Source organism: Rhodococcus sp. Eu-32, assembly GCF_003336925.1.
In the GTDB taxonomy this organism is placed as follows: Bacteria; Actinomycetota; Actinomycetes; order Mycobacteriales; family Mycobacteriaceae; genus Rhodococcoides; species Rhodococcoides kyotonensis_B.
Genome location: NZ_QGNK01000013.1, coordinates 159251 through 179082, shown reverse-complemented (window position 1 = coordinate 179082; position 19832 = coordinate 159251). Strand labels below are relative to the sequence as shown.

The 19832-nt window shown below is 65.4% G+C and carries 18 protein-coding genes; 6 read left to right on the top strand and 12 right to left on the bottom strand.

Going from position 1 to position 19832, the window contains the following annotated elements; all coding sequences use genetic code 11:
• Positions 1-2 precede the first annotated feature (2 nt).
• From DK926_RS17095 to DK926_RS17085, 3 genes are all read left to right on the top strand, one after another.
• A complete protein-coding gene (locus tag DK926_RS17095; protein WP_243636865.1) occupies positions 3-320 on the top strand; it encodes a putative quinol monooxygenase in 318 nt (105 codons plus the stop codon).
• A gap of 109 nt (positions 321-429) precedes the next feature.
• Complete coding sequence (locus DK926_RS17090; RefSeq protein ID WP_114331391.1) at positions 430-1620, top strand: acyl-CoA dehydrogenase family protein; 1191 nt, start codon at positions 430-432, stop codon at positions 1618-1620.
• A 21-nt stretch (positions 1621-1641) separates the two neighbouring features.
• Positions 1642-2478: a mycofactocin-coupled SDR family oxidoreductase gene (locus DK926_RS17085; protein WP_114331390.1), complete on the top strand. Its 837-nt coding sequence runs from the start codon at positions 1642-1644 to the stop codon at positions 2476-2478.
• A 135-nt stretch (positions 2479-2613) separates the two neighbouring features.
• Here the strand turns inward: DK926_RS17085 and DK926_RS17080 are convergent, their stop codons facing one another.
• Positions 2614-5241 carry a LuxR C-terminal-related transcriptional regulator gene (locus DK926_RS17080; protein WP_114331389.1) on the bottom strand — a complete coding sequence of 876 codons (2628 nt, stop codon included), beginning with the start codon at positions 5239-5241 and terminating at the stop codon, positions 2614-2616.
• 287 nt (positions 5242-5528) lie between these two features.
• Between DK926_RS17080 and DK926_RS17075 the strand changes: the two genes are divergently transcribed.
• Entirely contained in the window at positions 5529-5924 is a 396-nt protein-coding gene (locus DK926_RS17075) for a nuclear transport factor 2 family protein (protein ID WP_114331388.1), read from the top strand.
• Position 5925: 1 nt separating this feature from the next.
• Positions 5926-6513, top strand: a complete 588-nt coding sequence (locus DK926_RS17070) for a 3,4-dihydroxy-2-butanone-4-phosphate synthase (RefSeq protein ID WP_114331387.1) — start codon at positions 5926-5928, stop codon at positions 6511-6513.
• A gap of 51 nt (positions 6514-6564) precedes the next feature.
• On the opposite strand, the gene DK926_RS17065 is transcribed toward DK926_RS17070, so the two are convergent.
• The 10 genes from DK926_RS17065 to DK926_RS17020 all read right to left on the bottom strand — a co-directional run bounded on the left by DK926_RS17065 (position 6565) and on the right by DK926_RS17020 (position 17704).
• Positions 6565-7707 (bottom strand): thiolase family protein, encoded by a 1143-nt coding sequence (locus DK926_RS17065; protein WP_114331386.1) that lies wholly within the window; start codon positions 7705-7707, stop codon positions 6565-6567.
• The gene (locus tag DK926_RS17060) at positions 7704-8111 is read right to left on the bottom strand and encodes an OB-fold domain-containing protein (protein ID WP_114331385.1); all 408 of its coding nucleotides are present in this window, start codon (positions 8109-8111) and stop codon (positions 7704-7706) included. The genes DK926_RS17065 and DK926_RS17060 overlap by 4 nt, the downstream gene beginning before the upstream one ends.
• Complete coding sequence (locus tag DK926_RS17055; RefSeq protein WP_114331384.1) at positions 8111-9610, bottom strand: carboxyltransferase; 1500 nt, start codon at positions 9608-9610, stop codon at positions 8111-8113. Before DK926_RS17055 ends, DK926_RS17060 begins: the two co-directional genes overlap by 1 nt.
• Entirely contained in the window at positions 9607-10983 is a 1377-nt protein-coding gene (locus DK926_RS17050) for a biotin carboxylase N-terminal domain-containing protein (protein WP_114331383.1), read from the bottom strand. Before DK926_RS17050 ends, DK926_RS17055 begins: the two co-directional genes overlap by 4 nt.
• Positions 10976-11494 carry a biotin/lipoyl-containing protein gene (locus DK926_RS17045; RefSeq protein ID WP_114331382.1) on the bottom strand — a complete coding sequence of 173 codons (519 nt, stop codon included), beginning with the start codon at positions 11492-11494 and terminating at the stop codon, positions 10976-10978. Before DK926_RS17045 ends, DK926_RS17050 begins: the two co-directional genes overlap by 8 nt.
• Positions 11491-13272 (bottom strand): pyruvate, phosphate dikinase, encoded by a 1782-nt coding sequence (locus DK926_RS17040; RefSeq protein WP_347812645.1) that lies wholly within the window; start codon positions 13270-13272, stop codon positions 11491-11493. Before DK926_RS17040 ends, DK926_RS17045 begins: the two co-directional genes overlap by 4 nt.
• A complete protein-coding gene (locus DK926_RS17035) occupies positions 13269-13877 on the bottom strand; it encodes a hypothetical protein (protein WP_114331381.1) in 609 nt (202 codons plus the stop codon). Before DK926_RS17035 ends, DK926_RS17040 begins: the two co-directional genes overlap by 4 nt.
• Entirely contained in the window at positions 13870-15351 is a 1482-nt protein-coding gene (locus tag DK926_RS17030; RefSeq protein WP_114331380.1) for an AMP-binding protein, read from the bottom strand. The genes DK926_RS17035 and DK926_RS17030 overlap by 8 nt, the downstream gene beginning before the upstream one ends.
• An 83-nt stretch (positions 15352-15434) precedes the next feature.
• Complete coding sequence (locus DK926_RS17025) at positions 15435-16988, bottom strand: hypothetical protein (protein WP_243636864.1); 1554 nt, start codon at positions 16986-16988, stop codon at positions 15435-15437.
• A gap of 2 nt (positions 16989-16990) precedes the next feature.
• Positions 16991-17704, bottom strand: coding sequence for a PEP-utilizing enzyme (locus DK926_RS17020; protein WP_114331379.1), 714 nt, complete (start codon positions 17702-17704; stop codon positions 16991-16993).
• 204 nt (positions 17705-17908) lie between these two features.
• Here DK926_RS17020 and DK926_RS17015 point away from each other — a divergent pair, with 204 nt between their 5' ends.
• Positions 17909-18634: a helix-turn-helix transcriptional regulator gene (locus tag DK926_RS17015; protein ID WP_243636863.1), complete on the top strand. Its 726-nt coding sequence runs from the start codon at positions 17909-17911 to the stop codon at positions 18632-18634.
• A gap of 42 nt (positions 18635-18676) precedes the next feature.
• Here the strand turns inward: DK926_RS17015 and DK926_RS17010 are convergent, their stop codons facing one another.
• Positions 18677-19822, bottom strand: a complete 1146-nt coding sequence (locus DK926_RS17010; protein WP_243636862.1) for a hypothetical protein — start codon at positions 19820-19822, stop codon at positions 18677-18679.
• Positions 19823-19832: the final 10 nt, after the last annotated feature.

The following is a 19832-nucleotide window of genomic DNA, read 5'->3' as shown; positions in this document are numbered from 1 at the left end:
TCATCGTCGTCAAGTTCGAGACGAAGCCCGAATGGACCGAGAAGTGGCCCGACCACGTCGCCGAGTTCACCGCTGCCACCCGTGCCGAAGAGGGCAACATGTGGTTCGAGTGGTCGCGCAGCCTCGAAAACCCGGCGGTCTACGTGCTCGTCGAGGCGTTCCGCGACGGTGACGCCGGCGGCGCGCACGTGAACAGCGACCACTTCAAGAAAGCCATGGAGGAGCTGCCGCAGGCCCTCGTATCCACTCCGAAGATCATCAGCCAGTCCCTCGACGCGACGGGCTGGAACGAGATGGGAGAGATGACCGTGGGCGAGTGACCACGTAGGTGATCACGTAGTTACCCGGCTTCCGGCCTCGCCTTTCCGAGTGCACTGTGATGTGAGTCATACGCACTGACAGTGACGTCTCGGAAAGGCGACCCAAGCAATGACCGACACACTCGAGGCTCCGACCGCCTCCACCACCCTCTCGCCCGACTACGTCGAACGCGCCAAGATCGTCGCGAAGGTCGTCGAACGTGAGGCCGACGCCATCGAATCCGGCGCGACCATCACATCCGCCGTGTACGAGGCCCTCGTCGAACAGGAGCTGTTCTGGCTCCTCGTTCCTGCCGAACTCGGTGGTGGCGGACGCGGAATCGTCGAGTCGCTGAAAGTGATCGAGGAGATCGCTCGCGCCGACGGTTCCACCGGGTGGGCGCTCATGGCCAACGCGTTCAGCACCGGCGTCGCAGTGGGTTTCATGAACGACGTCGGTGCACGAGAGATGTTCGAGGGCCCCTCGCGTGGCATCACCGCAGGCATGATCATGCCCACCGGCAAGGGTGTGCGCGTCGACGGCGGGTACCGCGTCACCGGCCGCTTCCAGTTCGGTAGCGGCTCGGCCCACGCGTCCTGGATCGGCGCCGGTTTCGTCGTTCACGACGACGACGGCAACCCCGTGCTCGACGCCAACGGTGGCCCGGACTGCCGCATCGCCTTCGTCCCGCGGACCGACGTCGAGTTCCTCGGCAACTGGAACGTCATGGGCATGGTCGGCACCGGCAGTTACGACTACTCCGTCGACGACGTCTTCGTGCCGGACAGGTTCACGATGGAGACGTTCTCCACCATTCCCGTTCGACCCGAACCCGTCTACAAGCTCGGTCTTCTCGGTATCGGTGTCGGCGGACACGCACCCGTCGCACTCGGAATCGCCACGCGCGCACTCGAAGAAGTCGTCAAGATCGGATCCAAGAAGCAGCGACCGGGTTACGACGGCCCCGTCGGCGAATCTCAGCTGTTTCTCCGTGATTTCGCGAAGAAGGAAGCTCTGCTGCAGGCCGCTCGCGCCTACGTCTACCAGGCACACGGTGACGCCGAGGAGACCGCCCGCCGCGGCGAGGAGATCACCGCCGAGCAACGTGCGCGTCTGCGCCAGGTGACGACCTGGGTGCAGGAAGTCGCAGGCGAGATCGTCGAATTCGCACACCGCTGGGCGGGTAGCCAGGCGATTCGCAACCCCAGCGCACTCGGCCGCTGCAGTCGAGACGTCGCGGTTGCGACCCAGCACATGCTCGTCGACCAGATCAGCCTCGTCGAAGCAGCCGCCGCGATCGTCCCCGGCTACGACAAGTAATCACGGACAAGGAGACTCACCATGGGACAGCTGGACGGAAAAGTAGCTCTCGTCACCGGAGCCGCACGCGGACAAGGCCGTTCGCACGCGGTTCGCCTCGCCGAAGAAGGCGCCGACGTCATCGCCGTCGATCTCTGCAGCAAGCCGGAGACGACGAAGTACCGCGGATCCACGCGTGAAGACCTCGACCAGACCGTGCGCGAGATCGAGAAATTCGATCGACGCGCACACGCCGTCGTCGCCGACGTCCGAAACCTGGGAGAGCTGGAAGCCGCAGTCTCGGAGGGGATTGCCGAACTGGGTCGACTCGACACCGTCGTCGCCAATGCCGGAATCTTCTCGTCGGCTCCGCTGCACGAGCTCAGCGAAGAGCAGTGGGACGAGATGATCGACATCAACCTGTCTGGTGTCTGGAAGACGATGCGTGCGACGGTGCCGCACCTGATCCAGCAGGGCGAGGGTGGATCGATCATTCTGATCTCCTCCACCGGTGGAATTCAGGGATTCCCGAACTTCGCGCACTACGTGGCCGCGAAGCACGGCGTGACCGGGCTGGCACGGACCGCGTCGAACGAGCTCGGGCAGTACAGGATTCGATGCAACTCGATCCACCCGACGTCGGTGCTGACCGACATGATCGACAACGAACCGATGTACAAGCTGTTCCGGCCGGACCTCGAACACCCGACGCAGGACGACTTCCGTGACGCCTGCCAGGGCGCCATGAACACGCTGCCGATTCCGTGGGTCGACCCGGTCGACATCAGCAACGGAGTCGTGTGGCTCGCGTCGGACGCCGCGCGTTACGTCACCGGCATCGCGCTGCCGATCGACGCGGGTGCGCTCAGCAAGGTCTGACCGACACCTCGGCCAGGGCCCGCTCGGCTGCGGTCGAGCGGGCCGTCCGCGCAACTGACTGCACATTGTTCGCGCAGATCGACGGGATCCCGCCGTGTCGTCGACGAAATGTGCACCGAGTTGCGGGCTACCCCGTCAGCGCGGAAGTGGGGAACGACCTCCGAAATACGCTGCGACTTCCTGACGGCGACTCATGCCCAATTTCTGCAGAACCCGCTCGACGTGGCCTTCGATCGTGCGGGGCGACAACACGAGCGTGGCCGCGATGTCCTTGTTGGACATGCCGTTCGCCAGCATCTCGGCGACTTCCTGCTCACGGGGAGACAGTGCGACCGCGTCCGTCGGAACGGTGTCGACCGGTGACGCCGGTGCCGTTCCGAGTGCGTAGCGAATCAGTTCGGACACCGACATCGCCGTTCCCGACGCGCGGCGTGCCTCGAATTCGGGTGTGCCGAGCGCGTCACGCGCGCGCTGCTCGAACATCTCGCGTTTGCCGATCCAGTGACCGGAGCCGTAGAGCTGTTCGCCGAACGATCCCCACATGGCCGACGCGGCCCCCAGCAGGACCGCCGCACGGTCCGGTGAGCCCGATTCGGCTTCGGCCCAACCCAGTAGGTCCGTCATGAGTGTGGTGCCGACGACGTCGTCGAACGCCTGATGGAGGTCGAGGGCTCGGGCTGCACACTGTGCGGCGTCGGCGAACCGTTCGGCGACGATGTGGACCAGGCCGAGACCGTAGACGGCGTAGGAACGAAGCCACAGTTCGCCGTTCGCTTCGGAGGAGCTCCGTACCGATTCGAACGCCTCGTGTGCACCGCCGAGGTTCCCCGTGAAACTGTGCACCATGCCGAGGTGAATCTTCATCGTGCCCACCAGGTCCACGCGTTCGGGGATCTTTCGGTAGAGCTCGTCGGACGCCGTCAGGAATTCGATGGCCGGCTCGAAGCGACCCGCGAAGAACTCGTTTAGGCCGAGCACATGCGTCGAGAATGCTTGTACGAGTGGGTCTTCGGTGACGTTGTCGGCCAACGCCCGCCGCAGAACGGCATCTGCGCTTTCGCGGTCGCCCTGCAGTGTCATGACCAGGCCTGCGGTGGCCGACGCGCGGCCCCGGACGGCGTGATACTCGGGTTGCGACAGCACCCGATCGAGCCACAACCGATGTTCGGGCACCGAAATGCCGCACGCCCACAGGAACCAGACGTCGGCGATCAGGCCGGCGGCACGCTGTGCACGATCGGATTCGGGGGAACGCAGCGCGTGTTCGAGCGCGAAGCGGATGTCGGCCCGGTTGTCGCGGATACGTTCGCTCGCCGACGCCTGATCGGGACCGTACCAGCTGTCGGCCGCTCGTTCCAGAACAATTGCGCACCAGGAGAAATGGCGGTCGCGCAGTGCATCGGACTCGTCCGGGCCGAGCTGCGCGGCGCCGTACTCGCGCAGCGTCTCCAGCATGCGGAAGCGAACCTGGCCGTTCTCTTCGATACGCTGCAGAATCGATTTGGCGACGAGTGCGAAGATGCCGTCGAGAATGCCGTGCGTCCCGATGCCGTGTCCTGCGCAGACTTGCTCGGCCATGTCGAGATCGAAGCTGCCGACGAACACGGACGTCCGTGCCCACAGCAATTGCTGTTCGCGCGTGCACAATTCGTAGCTCCAGTCCATCGTGGCCTGCAGGCTGCGGTGACGCGTCGGCCCGGTGCGGTTTCCCTCGGTCAGCAGATCGAGCCGTCGATCGAGCCGGTCCGAGAGTTGGTCGATGGACAGCACGCTCAGACGTGAGCACGCGAGTTCGATGGCCAGCGGCATCCCGTCGAGCCGCGCGCAGACACGTTCGACGGCATCACGGTTCGACGCCGTGACCTCGAACGTCGGCAGAATTGCCGCAGCCCTCGATGCGAACAGTTCGACGGCGCCCGGTGCCGAACCATGCTGGGTTTCCGCGCTCGTCGGCATGGGCTGCAGCGCGAGCCGATGTTCTTCGGGAATGCCGAGGACCTCCCGGCTGGTCGCGATGATGTGCAGCTGAGTCGTGCCACGCAGGAGCAGGGAGATGAGCCGAGCGCTGGCGTCGAGCAGGTGTTCGCAGTTGTCGAGGACGAGCAACATGCGTCTGCTGGACAGGTACTCGACCAGATTGTTCTCGATGGACGTTCCCCGAAGGCCTCGGGCCGACAGGCCGAGTGCGTCGGCGAGCGCTTGCGGAAGCAGCTCGGGCATGTGCAGCGAACCGAGTTCGACGACGCGAACCCCGTCGGCGAAGGCGCGTCGAAACCGGTGGGCGGCGTGAACGGCCAGGCGTGTCTTGCCCATTCCGCCGGGGCCGTTGATCGTGATGAGCCGCTCGGTACCGACCAACAGCTGCAGGGTGCGTAGTTCCGAGTCACGACCGACGAACGGCGTCGCGTAATTCGGCAGCGACGCAGCGGGTTCGGATTCGACGGGGGCGTCGGACAACTCCGTCAACTGTTTCCTGGCCGTGTCGACGCGGCGAGTCAACGTCGTCCGCGAACCGTCCCATCCGATGCGCCTGCCGATCTCGCCGACGCCGAGATTCGGCTCGCCAGAGAGCACGTCGCGAATGGCGGCGTCGGTACCGTCGTCCAGGGTGCGTCTGACGCTGCGGCGGTCGTCCGGAGGCGCGTCGAGCGACAGTGCTCGCCTGACGGTGTTTCTGGACATGGTCAACCGTTGTGCGATGCCCTTGATCGGAACGCCCGAGCTGTGCAGGGTGTGAATCTCGCGCCACTCGTCGGCGTTCACGGATGCCTCCTCGACAGGCCTTGATGTGAGACCTGAATCACTCTCGTGTATGTCCGGGTCGATTGTCAATGTTCGGGGGTCAACTACGGTCACGCGTGGCACGTGATCCCGACCGGCAAGACCGAGCATGCGCGCTCAGGTGCATCGACGTCGAAAGATCTCGTTGTGTCGGTGCCCCGTGGTGGACCACGTAGTAGACCGGTTTCGACGAGCGGCGTCGGTCGTCAGAGTGATACGGGACACAGGGGAGTATCGGCTTTCCGCACGCCTACGAAGAAAGGGTTCACATGAGCCAGCAGAATGCAGAAGCGTTGAAGGCCGCCTTCGCGGCGGCGGACGCAGGCGACCCGGGACCGCTCGTCGCCCTGTACTCGGACGACATGACGTGGGCCGGATTCACGCTCGAGGGTGACCTGCGGCTGTACACGAAGGGCGAATTCCTCGAAGCGTTCGGCGTCCTGGCCAAGCTCGACGCGTCGGCCAACGAAGTGAAGAGCGTCGAGGTCGTCGGCGACGAGATCGTGACCGCGAACGTCCGGGCCTACCGCAAGCTCGGTGACGACGAGCTGGACATCACGATGGTGATGACGCATCGGTTCGTCGACGGCAAGGTCGTGCGCGGCACGGACATGGTGCCGTCGAGCTTCGAGGCGTTCTGGTCCAAGGTCGGAATCACGGTGTGACATGACCGCGGCGACAGAGGTTTTCACGTCCGAACGGTTCCGCTCCGCACGTCGACGGGCGCAGATCGCGCTGTCGCAGGGTGCGCCCGTCATCGTGGTCGACGACCTGCGTGGCACCGGATGCGATCTCGTGGCGGACGCCAGGACCGTCGACGTGTCGGTGATGGCGCATCTGATTCGGTTCGGATCGGGATTCGTCTGCGCCACGGTCGACGAGGAGACGTGCGAGCGGCTGGATCTGCCACCCGTCGAATGGTCGCAGCGAAGCTCGTTCTACCTCGGCGATCCCCGGGTGTCGGTGGACGTCTCGCTCGGAACGACCACCGGCATCTCGGCGGCTGATCGCGCGGCCACCGCTCGTGCTCTGTCTCGGCGCGACGCGACCGCGTCCGAATTCACGAGGCCGGGGCATCTCGTTCCCGTACTGGCGGACGGGACGCGGCAGACGCGGCCCGACTACATTGCCGAGCTGGTCGGCGGACCTGCAGTATTCGCGGCTGTGGAGCCGTCGGAGATCGTGCTCGCCGACGACGTCACCGTCGTCAGGCAGGGCAGCCGGGTGCTCCCGGTCGTACGTTTGTCGCAGTAGCTACCCGTGCGCGCGAATGTATAGCGGGCTATACATTCGCGCGCACGAGGGCTAGCGGCCCAGAACGCTGATCACACAGGCATTTCCGTCCATACCCGCGGCGCCGCCGCCCATGGTCTCGACGACGCCGATGTCGTGATGGGCTACCTGACGCGGCCCCGCGTCACCGCGGAGCTGCCAGACGATCTCGGCCAATTGCGCTGTGCCCGTTGCCCCCAACGGATGCCCGCGGGACAGCAGTCCTCCACTCGGGTTGACCGGCTGTTTCCCGGTGCGTGCGGTGTATCCCGACGGCGCCAGCTCGGCTCCCTCGCCCAGTTCGGCGATCCCCAGCGCTTCGAGCGTCGTGATCTCACCGATCGTGAAGGCGTCGTGGACCTCCAGGACATCGATGTCCTGCGGGGCGATGCTCGCCGCGTCGAACGCTTTTTCTGCTGCCCGTGCGACACAATCGAATCCCCACACGTGCGGCGAGCCGTGATCCCACAACGCGCCGGACACCATGGCCGACGACAGCACCTTCACGTCCTTGCGTCCCGCCCGCGGCCTTCCGATGATCGCCGCACCTGCGCCGTCCGTCGTCGGGCAACACTGAAGGAACGTCAGCGGCTCGGCGATGGCGCGCGAAGTCAACACGTCCTCGATGGTCGGCGCACCCGTACGCAGGTGCGCCCGGGGATTGTCGAGGCCGTTGGTCTTGTTCTTGACCGCGACGGCCGCCAACTGCTCGGGCGTCACGCCGAACTCACCGATGTACCGCTGTGCCTGCAGCGCGTACAGGCCGGGTAGCGGAAGTGAGGCTGCGCCTTCGGGATCCGTCGCCTCGGGCACGATGGCGCCGGTGAACAACGTCGACATCTGATCGACGCCGAGCACCAGCACACAGTCGAAACGACCGTATCGCACTGCCTCGACCGCCTCGTGATAGGCGGCGGTGCCGCTCGCACAAGCGTTTTCGATGGTCCACATCGGGATGCCCGGCAGCCCGAGTCCCCGCTGAATGCGCGTCGCGACGCCCGGTGGGCCGAAGACGGTTCCGACGATGATCGCATCGATGTGGGTGGCGTCGATGTCCGCGTCGCGCACGGCCTCGGTGACTGCTTCCCACGCAAGCGATTCGACGCGGCGGTCGGGAAACGCGCCGTACGACGACGTCCCGACGCCCAGGACTGCGACGTCTCGATCGGCGCTCATGCCACGACCTCCGCGACGAGGTCACCGAGTTCGACGCCGGTCACCGTGACGCGGGTGCCGATCGGAGCGGTCTCCGGCATCGCGAGATGTGCGAGCACGCGCGGGCCGTCGTCGAGATCGACGTACCCCAGCGCGAAGGGCGGCTTCCGGTTGCCCACCGGGATGGCGACGACGGTCGACGCCCAGACGCTTCCCGTCGGCGAGAAGCTGTCCTGGACGACGCGGCCGCGGCACAGCGGGCACCATGGAAGGTCCCGCTGTGCCGACGGGTTGCGGCATTCGGTGCAGCGAAGACCGTGTACTCGGCCGTCGCGAAAGACCGGCCGGCTGTCGGCGACGGCGAGGCCGCCCTTGACGGAACCGGGGCGGCGCTTGGTCACCCGGCCGTCGACGGGAATGGTCATCAGTGATCTCCCTGCAGCGTGAGGCTGAAGTCGGGTGCGCTGAGATGCAGGTACGCGCCGGTGGCCGCGTTGACGAGCTCGCGCACGTAGCGCATCTCCCTGCTCGACGCCGTAAAGTCTCGGTTGCGTTTGGGGGTGTCGCGCATGATGTCGATCTCGTTGCCGGGAACCAGAAGACGCAGGATGAGCTCGTCGTCGTCGACGTTGCCGAACCGCTGTCGCAACTCGTCCAGGGACGGCTGGGCCGGAACCCAATCGTGGTACGTCTTTGCTTTCGGCGACGCCTGGATGACGTCGACGACGTTCTGATCCATCGGTGCAACGGCCTCACCGTAGTGGCCGTTGACGTACATGAGCACCTCGTCAGGGATGACCGAGTACCGCTTGCCGGTGACGACGTTCAGTACCGCCTGAGTGCCGACGAGCTGCGAGAACGGCGTCGCCATGACGGGATAGCCGAGTTCGGTGCGTACGGTGGACATCTCGTCGAGCACTTCTTCGAACCGGTCGGCCATGCCGCGTTCGGCGAGCTGCGCCTTGAACGTTCCGGTCATCCCGCCGGGCAACTGGTGCCGGTACAGGAACAGGTTGAACTCCGCCGGAGTGCCGACCGGCAGACCCTCGTACTCGGCGACGCGTTGGAGATGCTGCTCGACGGGCGAGAAGAAGGACTCCTCGAGATGGACGTCGAAGCCCGCGTACTTCAGGTTCGAGTAGGTGACCTCGGTCGACGGCAGCGACACCCCGGCAGCAAGGGTGCGGCTGGCGGTGTGGACGCGATCGGCGCCCGCGAGCGCGGCTTCGAGATAGTTGACCGGTGCCATCGCGTTGTTGCTGTGAAAATGCACTTCGACGGGTAGCTCGCCTGCGGCGGTCTTGATGGCTTTTACCAGGCTGCGCGTGCGGTCGGGGGTGAGCAGACCCGCAGCATCTTCCAGTTCGATGCCGTCGGCGCCGAGGCCGACGAGCTCCTTCGTCCGTGCGGCGTAGTACTCGTCCGTGTGATACGGGCTGTCCGCGTACAGAATGCACGGAATGGCCGCTGCGCCTTCGGCCTGTACGGTCTTGACGAGCCTGCCGATCTTGTCGAGGTTGAACAGGCCGTCGTAGATCCAGAAACTGCCGATACCGTGTGCGCACAGTCGCTGGACCCACAGATCCATGACGCTGTCCGCGGTCAGACCGAACGTGACGATGCCGTTGCTGCGCGTGCCGGCCCGAACCGTGGTGCGCGGCATGGCTTTCGACAGCGAGATCAGCTGGTCCCACGGATCTTCCTTGCAGTGCCGCACCAGCACCTCGAAGATCGAGCTGCCGACGAGGTCGATCGTGTGGAAACCGGTGCGGTCCAGATGATCTGCGATCGGGATGCCCATGTCGCGTCGTAGTCGCATGCCCCACCAGCTCTGCGGGCCGTCGCGCAACGTCTGGTCGACGATCTCGATCTTGCGGCGGCGGCCGTCGGGAAGCGTCGGCGCGCAGTCGATGAAACTGGTCATGATGTCTCCAGAAATTCGGGTAGTCCGGTGTCGGCGATCCAGTTGGTGCTGACGCCTGCGGAACGAAAGTCACGGTGGTCGAGGGCGAATCGTGCGAACTCGGCCGTCGTCGGAACACCGTCGACCTCGAGGGCGTCGAGCGCGGCGAGCATCTTCGCGATGGCGTCGTCGCGGTCCGTGCCGTGAGCGACGACCTTCGCGAGCAACGAGTCGTAGTACGGGCTGACGACGTATCCCGCCTCTGCATGGGTGTCGACGCGGATGCCGTCGATCTCGGGCACTCGCCACCTCGTCAAGGTGCCTGTGCGCGGCAGGAATCCGTCCTTCGGCGATTCGCTCGTGATGCGGACCTCGATTGCATGTCCTCGCGTGTCGATGTCGTCCTGGCCGACATCGAGACGGTCGCCTTGCGCCGACCGGAGTTGCTGACGCACCAGGTCGACGCCCGTCACGCATTCGCTGACCGGGTGTTCGACCTGAATACGCGCGTTGAATTCGAGAAACGCATAGTCGCCGGTGTCCGCGTCGTATATGAATTCGACGGTACCCGCACTGTCGAGACCGATCGCCTGCGCGAACGCGAGGCCCGAGGCCCTGATGCGGGAACGGGTGTCGTCGGACAGGCCAGGTGCGGGACTTTCCTCGATGACCTTCTGGTGTCTGCGCTGCAGCGTGCAGTCGCGTTCTCCGAGATGGACGACGGAACCGTGCCGGTCACCGAGCACCTGCACCTCGATGTGGCGAGCGCGTCGAATGTACTTCTCGACGAACAGCGATCCGTCGCCGAACGCCGACTGGGCCTCGGCGCCTGCTGCCGAGAATCGTCCGCGGAGTTCGGCGTCGTTCTCCACGACCGACATTCCCCGTCCACCGCCGCCTGCCGATGCCTTGACGAGGACGGGGTAGCCGATGTCCGCGGCCGCGCGGGACGCGTCGTCGACGGTGGTGACGATGGGCGAGCCGGTAAGTACCGGAATGCCTGCGCTGCGGGCGATCTCGCGTGCCCGCGCCTTGTCCCCGGCCTCCGCGACGACGTGCGGGCTCGGCCCTATGAACGTCAACCCGTGGTCGACGCACATCTGCGCGAACTCCGGGTTCTCGGACAGGAACCCGTACCCGGGATGCAGAGCGTCGCAACCACTTCCGAGGGCCGCGGTGATCACCGCGGGCATGTTCAAGTAACTCGCGCCCGCGGCAGGCGGACCGATGCAGACGGTACGGTCCGCGAGGCGGGCAGGCACAGAATCGCGGTCGACGGTCGACACGGCGAGCACCGTCTCGATGCCGAGATCGCGGCACGACCGGATGACGCGCACCGCGATCTCACCGCGATTGGCGACGAAGACGCGTTTGATCGGACGGTAGTCAGGCATCGTCTGCTGCTATCAGGAAGAGGACCTGGTCGTATTCGACCATGTCCGCGTTCTGCGCCTCGATCGCGACGACCGTACCCGACACCGGCGACGACACGTTGCTCATCAACTTCATGACCTCGACGATGCCGAGCTGCTGGCCCTCGTCGACGTGTTGTCCGACCGTGACGAACGGCGCCTCACCGGGGCTCGGTGCGACCCAGAACGTCCCGACGACAGGGGACCGCACGGCAACTTCGTTGCCCGTGCGCGCATAGTCGGTCTCTGGGACAACTTTCCGCTCACGGGTGGCGGGGGCGGCTTCGCCACCCGTGTGCGTTTTGGTCTCTGGGCCAACTTTCCGCGCACGGGTGGCGTCAGCCGCACTCGGCGCCGCATCCCGACCCAGCACGAGCCGGGTCCCGCGGATGTCGAGTTCGAGACTCGCCCATCCGGATTCGGTGAACTCACGCACGAGCTCGGTGAGCTCGCGGATCGTGACCTCGGTGGGAACTGCCGTGTTGTCGGTCATCGTGATTCCTCCTGGAGAGCGATCGCGGACAGGAGCACCGGGAGTGCTCGGGGCGCGACCACGGTGGTGACGCCTGCGTGCAGAGCCGCGCGCAGCGCGTCGGGTCGGCAGAAGACCGCGCCGGTGACGGATGCTGTTCCCGCCGGCACCCGAGGCGTCGCGTCGGGATCGAAGCCGTCGGTCGCAGCCGGGTCGAACACGGGCTGCGGCGCATCGGCGTCGTCGCCGACGACGGTGATCGGTGCGGCTTCGACAGCCCACGCGAGCAGGCGCTGCAGGTCGCAGTCGTCGGCTTCGTCGACCGCCACCGTCGGTAGTTCGCCGGCGTAGATGTGGCCGGACACGGCGTCGACCGTGATCGTTTTCCCGACCAGCTCGGACACGGCGTCGGCACAACCGACGACGCACGGGGTGTCGAGAGCACGGCTGACGACGGCCGCGTGCGACGTCGCGCCACCCGTCTCGGTGACGACGGCGACTGCCGCGATCATGCCGTGCACGTCCTCGGGACTCGTGGTCCGACGCACGAGCACGGCGTTCGGAATCTGTTCCGCTTCCTCGGGCGTCGCGACGGCCACACCGGTCGCGACGCCGGGGCACGCCGAGGTTCCCGACGCGATCATCTCTGCCGCGGCTGCCGCGTCGGAATCGACGACGGGACGCAGGACCGTCGCGACCTGCTCGGGCGTGACGCGTCGCAGCGCCTCCCTCGGTGTCAGCACCCCTTCGTCGACGAGTTCGACGGCGATACGCACCGCCGCTCGCGCCGTCCGCTTCGCCGGCCGCGACTGCAGCATGTACAGCGTGCCCTGTTGGACGGTGAATTCGATGTCCTGCGCGTCGCGTCCTTCGACGTCCAATCGCTCTGCGGCGGTCAGCAATTGGTCGTGCACGGCGGGCGCTCGCCTGGCCAGGCCGTCGAGCGGCTCGGGGGTGACGCGTCCACTGACGACGTCCTCGCCCTGCCCGCGCGGTAGGTACTCGCCGTAGACCTCACGCGCACCCGACAACGGATTGCGGCTGAACAGGACTCCGGTGCCTGAGTCGTCGTCCAAGTTGCCGAACACCATGGCCTGCACCGTGACGGCGGTACCGAGATCCTGCGGGATGCCGTGGTGCTTGCGGTAGGCGATGGCGCGGCGGGTGCGCGACGACTCGAACACCGACGCGACCGCGCACTCGAGCTGCTGCCAAGGATCCTGCGGAACGTCGACGCCGGTCTCGGCGCGGATCGCCTCCCGTACGGCCGCGGCGGAACCGTGGCCCTCGAGGTCGTCGACACAGCCGAGGACGAGCTGGCCGTAGAACGCGTGGAAGCGACGGTTGACGTCGGCCGCGAACTCGCGTGATCCGGTCTCCGCGGCGAGAGCTGCCTCGACGTCGTCGGTGAATCCGAGGTTCAGAATCGTGTCCATCATGCCGGGCATGCTCACCGCAGCACCCGAGCGCACCGACACCAGCAGCGGGGCGTCGCTACCACCGAACGTGCGGCCGAGCTCCGCTTCGAGACCGGCGATACCGGAACGAAGTTCGTCGATCAGGCCGTCGGGCAGCGTCTTTCCGCCGTCGAAGTACGCGCGGCATGCCTCCGTCGTGACGACGAAAGCAGGAGGAACCGTCAGACCGAGGGACGCCATGCGCCACAGACTCCACGCCTTGCCGCCGACGAGCTCGCGGTCGGGTTCGGACGCGTCGCCGTCGGGGACGACCAGCCAGGCAGGAGCTAAGCCTGCGGAGTGACCCGGTTGCAGGGTGGATGTCTTCTGCATGGTGCTCATTCGTCACGCTCCCGGCCGGTGATGCGCAGGATGTGTTCGTGCATCTGGAACCACACGGTGTGGAAAGAGTCGATGCGCACCGAGCTGACGTAGTCGAGCTCGCCGTCCTCCGCGCGAGTGAGGGCGTCGGCGATGCGCGTGAGAAAACGATCGACCGACGGTTGCGCGGCGGTCAGCGGGGCCAGGACGGTGGTGGTGCGGTCGAGGACGGCGCCGAGCTTGTCGATGATCTTGGCGTCGTAGCTGCTGTCGGAATGGTCGTTCTGCTGGCGCTCGCCTGCGACCTCGACGGTCTGCCACGCCGTCGTCAGCGACAGCACCTGCTTGTTGACGCCGGTTTCGAACGACTCCATCGCCGAACCGATCTCGGCATCGCTGCGTTCGTGTGCGAACCACTGCGGGTAGGCCTCGTCCAGAACCGTGCGACCGGCCGGGGTGATCATGTACTTGTCCCGCGCCGCCATCGCAGTGCCCTCGGCGACGGCGTTCTCGAGTGCCTTCTTCACGTCGTCGGCATCCTGGCCGAAGATCGTGACGAGGCCGTCGACGTCGGACAGTTGCTTCAACGTCAGCGCGTGCAGCGCGAGCAGATACGAATCAGACATGGGTGGTTTCCTTCTCGGTGCTCATGCGGTCACGTACCTCGCGACGGAGGGACTTGCCGACGGGGCTGGTGGGAAGCGTGTCCCAGAATTCGATGTGGCGTGGTCGTTTGAAACCGGCCAGGCGGGTCGTGCAGTGTTCGGTCAGTTCCTCGGCGGTCACGGTGGTGCGTACGACGACGGCCGCCGAAACTCGTTCTCCCCAATGATCGTCTGCGATTCCGACGACGGCCGCTTCGAGCACTGCGGGGTGGGAGAGCAACACGTCCTCGACTTCGCGGGGGTACACGTTGAAGCCGCCGCTGATGATGACGTCGTGTCGGCGGTCCATCAGGTACAGGTAGCCGTCGGAATCCAGCCGGCCGAGATCGCCGGTGTGCAACCACCCGTCGGGATCGATGGTCTCCGCCGTCGCCTCGGGGCGACGCCAGTACTCGCGCATCGTGTGCGGTCCACGCGTCACGACCTCGCCGACGCCACCGGCCGGGAGCGATCGATTGTCGCTGTCGCGCACGTCCACTTCGACGAACGTGTACGGCTTGCCGGCCGACGCGAGCCGTTCGGGTGTGTGCTCCCACGGCTGGAGGCACGTGATCGCGAGCGGCGCTTCGGCCTGGCCGTACAGCTGCGCGAAAATGGGCCCGAGAGTGTCGATTCCGCGTTGCAGAAGCGTCGTCGCCATCGGTGCGCCGCCCCAGCACAGGCGTTCGAGGTGGAGCTCGGCGGTGGCGGTGTCGGGGTGTTCGAGCAGCATCGAGATCATCGTCGGCACCATGAACGTGTTGGTGGCCTTGTATTTCCGTGCCGCCTCGAGGAAGTCCGCGGGAGTGAATTTCTCCAGCACGATGCTCGGGGCGCCTTTGACGAGGTGCGGCAGGAAGAACGCACCGCTGCCGTGCGTGATGGGCGCCGCGTGCAGCATCGCCGACGTGGGGCTCAGATTCGGCACCAGGTCGACGAGGAAATTCGCCACCTCCGCCAGTTCGCTTGCGGTGGTGAGCACGACGGCCTTGGGCTTGCCCGTCGTGCCTCCGGTGTAGGCGAGTCGGAACGGCTCGTGCGGTCCGCGTCGCACGTCGCACGGGGTGTCCGACGCGTCGGCGACGAGCCGGTCGAGCTCGGCGGCACGAATCATGACGTCGACGTCGGTGGCAGGTTCACCGGTGAACACGTAACCGCGAGACTGGGAATCGTCGATCTTGTAGGTGTGCTCGGCGGGGGTCTCGCGCACGTTCAGCGGTACGCGCACCAGTCCGGCCTTGGCCAGCGCGTAGTAGACGACGACGCCGTCGATCCCGTTGGGCATCGCGACGGCGACGCGGTCACCGGGCACGAGTCCCAGCGCGAGCAGCGCGTTGCCGAGTCGGTCTGTCGCGCGGTCGAATTCGGCGAAACTCACCGAACGCGACGGCGTCACGATCGCCGGGGCATCGCCGAACTGGCGGCCTGCTCGCCGGATCAGATCTCCGATCTGCATGTATTTCTCCTCGGGTAGTGCGGCTGCGCCGCATGTGAGTGGAAATACATAGCCCGCTACGCATTTCCACTCACATGGGGGAGTCAGGACAGATCGGCTCGGCGAAGACCCGCGCCGCGACCGGCGATGGTCCTGGACGTTTCCTGGCCGATCGAGTACAGCTCGTTCGCCTCGGTGCTGTGCCAGTTCCGCTTGACCCACTCCTCGTCGAAGTACCGGTACGGCTCCTGGACAGTTCGCGGCGTGAAACCTGCTGCGCGAGCGTTGTAGTCGTCGATATCGAGACGGCCGGCGCTGGTGACCCACAGTCCCGTCTTCGGTTCGATGGTCGACGACCCGGAAAATAGTGCACGGTCGCCGACGGTCTGCGCGAAACGCTCGGGCTCGCGCAGCGCGTCGTACGGGATGCCCGTCATCATGTGCTGGTTCAGCCCTGAGTACCGGGCCATCTGGTACTCGTTCGCCTTCTGGTGCGGCAGACTGAGCAGCCCGACCATCTCACCGAGGCCGTCGCGGGCGTACTCGTCGTTCATCAACGGCTTGAAACGCTGTGCGCGGTCGTCGAGTTCGAACCAGTCGTCCTGCCGGTACGTTCCCGCGAGATGCGCGAAATCCTTGCCGACGGAGGAGTACACGAGCGCTCCGGCGTCGATCATCTGCTCACGCGACCACGTTGCGATGCGCTTCCACAGATCGGCCGTCGCCTCGTTGAGGATGGTTCGATACGTCTCCATCGTTTCGGCGAGCGTCTCGGAATTCTCCATCCCGACGGGCTGGTAGCCGTCGGTCAGCGCATCGGACGTGTAGAGACCGACCGCGACGATGTTCGACGCCGAATACGTCGGTTCCGCCTCGAACGACGCCCAGTCGTCCATCAGGTTGAAGTTGGTGTCCTTGAACACCAACGAAATACTGAGGTTGTTCAGCGGCAGGGCCGTCGCGATGCCGTCGAGCCACGGGTAGTCGCCCTCGGTCAGGTCGAAGAAGTCCCGCATGACCATCTGACGGCCGTCGCCGAAGTTGTACGGGCCGCTGTTGTGGATACCGATGCGGCATTCGCAGTGGGCGAGGAACGCGTACTGCGACAGCTGCGCGAGAAGCTTGACCGTCGCGTCGTGCAGTCGGTCACCGGCCTGGACCCCATGGAGATCGGCCTCGATGACCTGCAGCGTCCGCTCCGGGAGGAACTGGCTGCGATCACCGAATTCCTTGTTGGTGATGTGGCCGTCGTTGCGGTGATACGACAGTGCGAACCGACGCGAGAAATCGACGACGTCGACGACGTCCTGGGCCGCGTCCTCGGGGCGCAGCAGGCCCCAGTTCATCAACATCTCGCGGCCGAGGAGATAGAAGGCGGGCATTCCCCATGCGGCGTTGACGGTGTCGACCTTCAGGCTCACTTCGCGTGCGCGGTCGCCGAGTTCCTCCGCAGGCGTCGCGGCGTCGATCTCACGCAGAAGCGTCGGGAGACGGTAGAAGCTGTTCAGATAGGACAGAAGCATGTAGGGATTCATCGGGAACAACTTCGACTCCTGCACCGTGCGCGTGATGCACAGCCAGTACGTCGTATCGCTGAGATTCCTGATGTAGCTGTTGGTTTCGAGCAGATCGCGGTAGTCGTAGCGAGCGATGGCCATGGTCAGTGATCTCCTTCGAGCTTCCAGATGCGTGCATGGCCGGTGTCGCCCGTCTCGTAGGCGTCGGGTCCCGGTGGCGCCGCGGTGATTTCGATCTCGACGACGTCGCCGTCGACGAGCGTTCCGATCTTGCAGTTCATGAGTGTCGGCACGTCGTACTCGCGTGCCAGGATCCCGAGATGAGACCGCACGGTACCGCCGAGGCAGATGATGCCGGCGAAGCCTTCCAGGATGGGGGCCGTCAACGTGCCGCCGGAGTCGTCGATGACGGCGATGGTGCCCGGAGGCACTCCGTCGACGAGGAACGACATGACCTGTTCGACGTCGGACACCAGTGCCACCGGTCCGCTGATCGGCGCGGCCTTGCGGATCACGTTGTCACCGGATCCGACCAGCCGACGGCCGTCGACCAGGTCGCTTTCGCCGTCGGATGCCGCTGTCGCCTTCTCGGACGCCCTGTACTTCTCGGGCTCGGACGTAAGAGACGCCGTCGCCGAATACTCGAACCGGTATCCGCTGTCGAGCATGTCCTTCTCGATTGTGACGGCGTCGTCCACGGTGAACAGGCTGCCGTCGAGGACGAGTTCTGCCCACGGTTTGTCCGATTCGCGGATGCGCGAGCTGACCAGATCGCGAATCGCAGAGTTGAACCGATTCGGAACGGGCGTCAATTCCTGGGCGCCCCATTTCGGGGTGGTGATCGTCGGGTCTGTCATGGGGACCTCTTCGCGCGTGAGTCGGGGTCGGTCGGTGGGTTTCCCTCATCGGCCGGAGGATTGTTCACTGGTGAAAATCTATGTACGGTGTGCCTTGTGTCACAGTCCACGATGGTGGACAGTCCAGATCCGATTCGGCGGTCCGCCGCCCCCTCCGATCGCCGCACTGTCCTGAAAAATGCCGACTACAGACGAGCCTTCGCCGTGCTCGAACGCTGCGACTCGGCCAACTGCCTGTCGGACTTCAAAGAGCAAGTGGTCGACGCGTTGTCGTCGGTCTTCGGGTTCCGCGACGTGTCGTTCTTCGCAGGGCCGACGTTCCAGACGACGTTCGTGGATCGCTCGCCAGTGGTTACGGGCCGAACGGTCTCTATGTTGACCGAATACCACGACCGCTGGGCGCATCACGACGTGTTCGGCACGCCCACCGCGCTGCGGATGTTGCAGGCCGGGGGTGTGGCGTCGCTCGGAGAGGTGCACGCACTGGGTGGTGTGCCGTCCACCGCGTCGGCGTACATCCATCACTTCCTGACGAACACGTGGTCCGTGGAAGCGGCCGCAGCGATGCGCGTCGACCTGTACGGCATGCATACCGGGTTGATCGGTATCTTCACGAACGACGAACAACAGTTGGGCGCTGTCGAACTCGCGACGCTGCGTTTGCTTGCGCGACAATTGTCGGCCGTCGCGCGCAACATCCCGTTCGTGTCGTGTCGCGGCGACTTCCACGACCTCACCGAGCGCCAGCGGGATGTCGTCAAGCTCATCGCCGAAGGGCTCAGCAACGCGCAGATCGCCGCGACGCTGTCCCTCGCGGAAGACAGCGTCAAAAAATACGTCAGCCGCGTTCTCGCGACCACGGGGTGCCAAACCCGTATGGAGCTCGCGCTTCTCGCGCGTAGTGCGGCTGCGCCACCCGTGCGCGGATAGTCGGTCTCCAGGCCAACTATCCGCGCACGGGCGCGTCAGCGCCTACAGGAACGAATTATCGCGCGTCAGGCCGTATTTCGGGTGTTCGCCGATGACCATGGACTCGATGATCCCGTACCCCTCGGCCTCGCCTTCGCGCGTGCGGATCGGTAGATCCCGCAACTGGTGGATGTCCCGGACGGCCTCGGGAGTCGAGACGTCGGCGATGCGCTCGCCGTCGAGGTGGTCCGGTCCCGCGTAGATTCCGTGCCGCTGGTTCTTGTACCCGAAGTACAGTCCTGCGCCCAGATGAAAGCCGGTGTCGCTGATCGGTTCGATCTCGATGCGACGCGTCTCGCCCCAGCCCGCGTCGAATTCGATGCTGCCACCGAGCAATCGACGGTTCTCGGTGTCGAACTTCAGGTCGTCGCGGACGCCGACCAAAGGGTGTTGCGTACCGTCGGACTCGTTGACGAATCCCGAGAAGTACGTGACGCTCTCGCCCTCCATCTGCAGATAGAAGTGAATCTCGTACTGACTCCCGTCGGGACGCTTGAAGTACATCGGCGACCACAGCAGTTTGAAGTCACCGTCGAGTCGCTGCGCCTTCTTCACGTCGGGCGCAGGCTCGCCGACGTCCATCCGCACACCCCACGAGTGATCGCGGTACGCGAGCCACTTGTCCGGGGTGATGTCGATGGTGGAGCCGTCGATCTTCAACGTTCCCTCTGCCGTACACAATTGGTGGTACCGCAACACCTCCGAGCACATGCGCAGCCCGAGCTTGTCACGCTGCGCGTCCTTGGCCTCGAGGAACGGCGGCAGGACGGCGGTCAGCGTCACGTCGAACTCGATGGGCTGAATCTCGTTCTTCTGCAATACGAATCGAACCTTCTTCAGCGGTTCGAGTACCTCGTAGTCGAACGGCCCGGCACCCGTGCGCTCGAGGTCGTCGTCCAGAACGCGGCTCGCGCGCACGGTGATCTGCTCGGTGCCGCGGGAGATGCCCGCGAACATGTCCATCACGTTGCGGTTGTGGTATTTGCCCAGCCCGCAGTCGATTTGGACGGACCCGTCGATTGCGAACATGGGCGACCAGATCTTCTCGGTCCACGAGATGTCCGACTCGGACACCGTCGCGAAGGTCTGCGCGGTCTGGTGGTGAAGCAATTCGTCGGCGGGGAGAAGCTTTTGCATGGATTGACGCATCGAGAGATCT

Coding starts and splice junctions, on each gene's coding strand:
- DK926_RS17040 (WP_347812645.1), bottom strand. CDS start 13,272: ATGAGCACCATGCAGAAGACATCCACCCTGCAACCGGGTCACTCCGCA.
- DK926_RS17035 (WP_114331381.1), bottom strand. CDS start 13,877: ATGTCTGATTCGTATCTGCTCGCGCTGCACGCGCTGACGTTGAAGCAA.
- DK926_RS17010 (WP_243636862.1), bottom strand. CDS start 19,822: ATGCGTCAATCCATGCAAAAGCTTCTCCCCGCCGACGAATTGCTTCAC.
- DK926_RS17085 (WP_114331390.1), top strand. CDS start 1,642: ATGGGACAGCTGGACGGAAAAGTAGCTCTCGTCACCGGAGCCGCACGC.
- DK926_RS17025 (WP_243636864.1), bottom strand. CDS start 16,988: ATGGCCATCGCTCGCTACGACTACCGCGATCTGCTCGAAACCAACAGC.
- DK926_RS17070 (WP_114331387.1), top strand. CDS start 5,926: ATGACCGCGGCGACAGAGGTTTTCACGTCCGAACGGTTCCGCTCCGCA.
- DK926_RS17060 (WP_114331385.1), bottom strand. CDS start 8,111: ATGACCATTCCCGTCGACGGCCGGGTGACCAAGCGCCGCCCCGGTTCC.
- DK926_RS17090 (WP_114331391.1), top strand. CDS start 430: ATGACCGACACACTCGAGGCTCCGACCGCCTCCACCACCCTCTCGCCC.
- DK926_RS17030 (WP_114331380.1), bottom strand. CDS start 15,351: ATGCAGATCGGAGATCTGATCCGGCGAGCAGGCCGCCAGTTCGGCGAT.
- DK926_RS17055 (WP_114331384.1), bottom strand. CDS start 9,610: ATGACCAGTTTCATCGACTGCGCGCCGACGCTTCCCGACGGCCGCCGC.
- DK926_RS17045 (WP_114331382.1), bottom strand. CDS start 11,494: ATGACCGACAACACGGCAGTTCCCACCGAGGTCACGATCCGCGAGCTC.
- DK926_RS17075 (WP_114331388.1), top strand. CDS start 5,529: ATGAGCCAGCAGAATGCAGAAGCGTTGAAGGCCGCCTTCGCGGCGGCG.
- DK926_RS17020 (WP_114331379.1), bottom strand. CDS start 17,704: ATGACAGACCCGACGATCACCACCCCGAAATGGGGCGCCCAGGAATTG.
- DK926_RS17050 (WP_114331383.1), bottom strand. CDS start 10,983: ATGCCTGACTACCGTCCGATCAAACGCGTCTTCGTCGCCAATCGCGGT.
- DK926_RS17065 (WP_114331386.1), bottom strand. CDS start 7,707: ATGAGCGCCGATCGAGACGTCGCAGTCCTGGGCGTCGGGACGTCGTCG.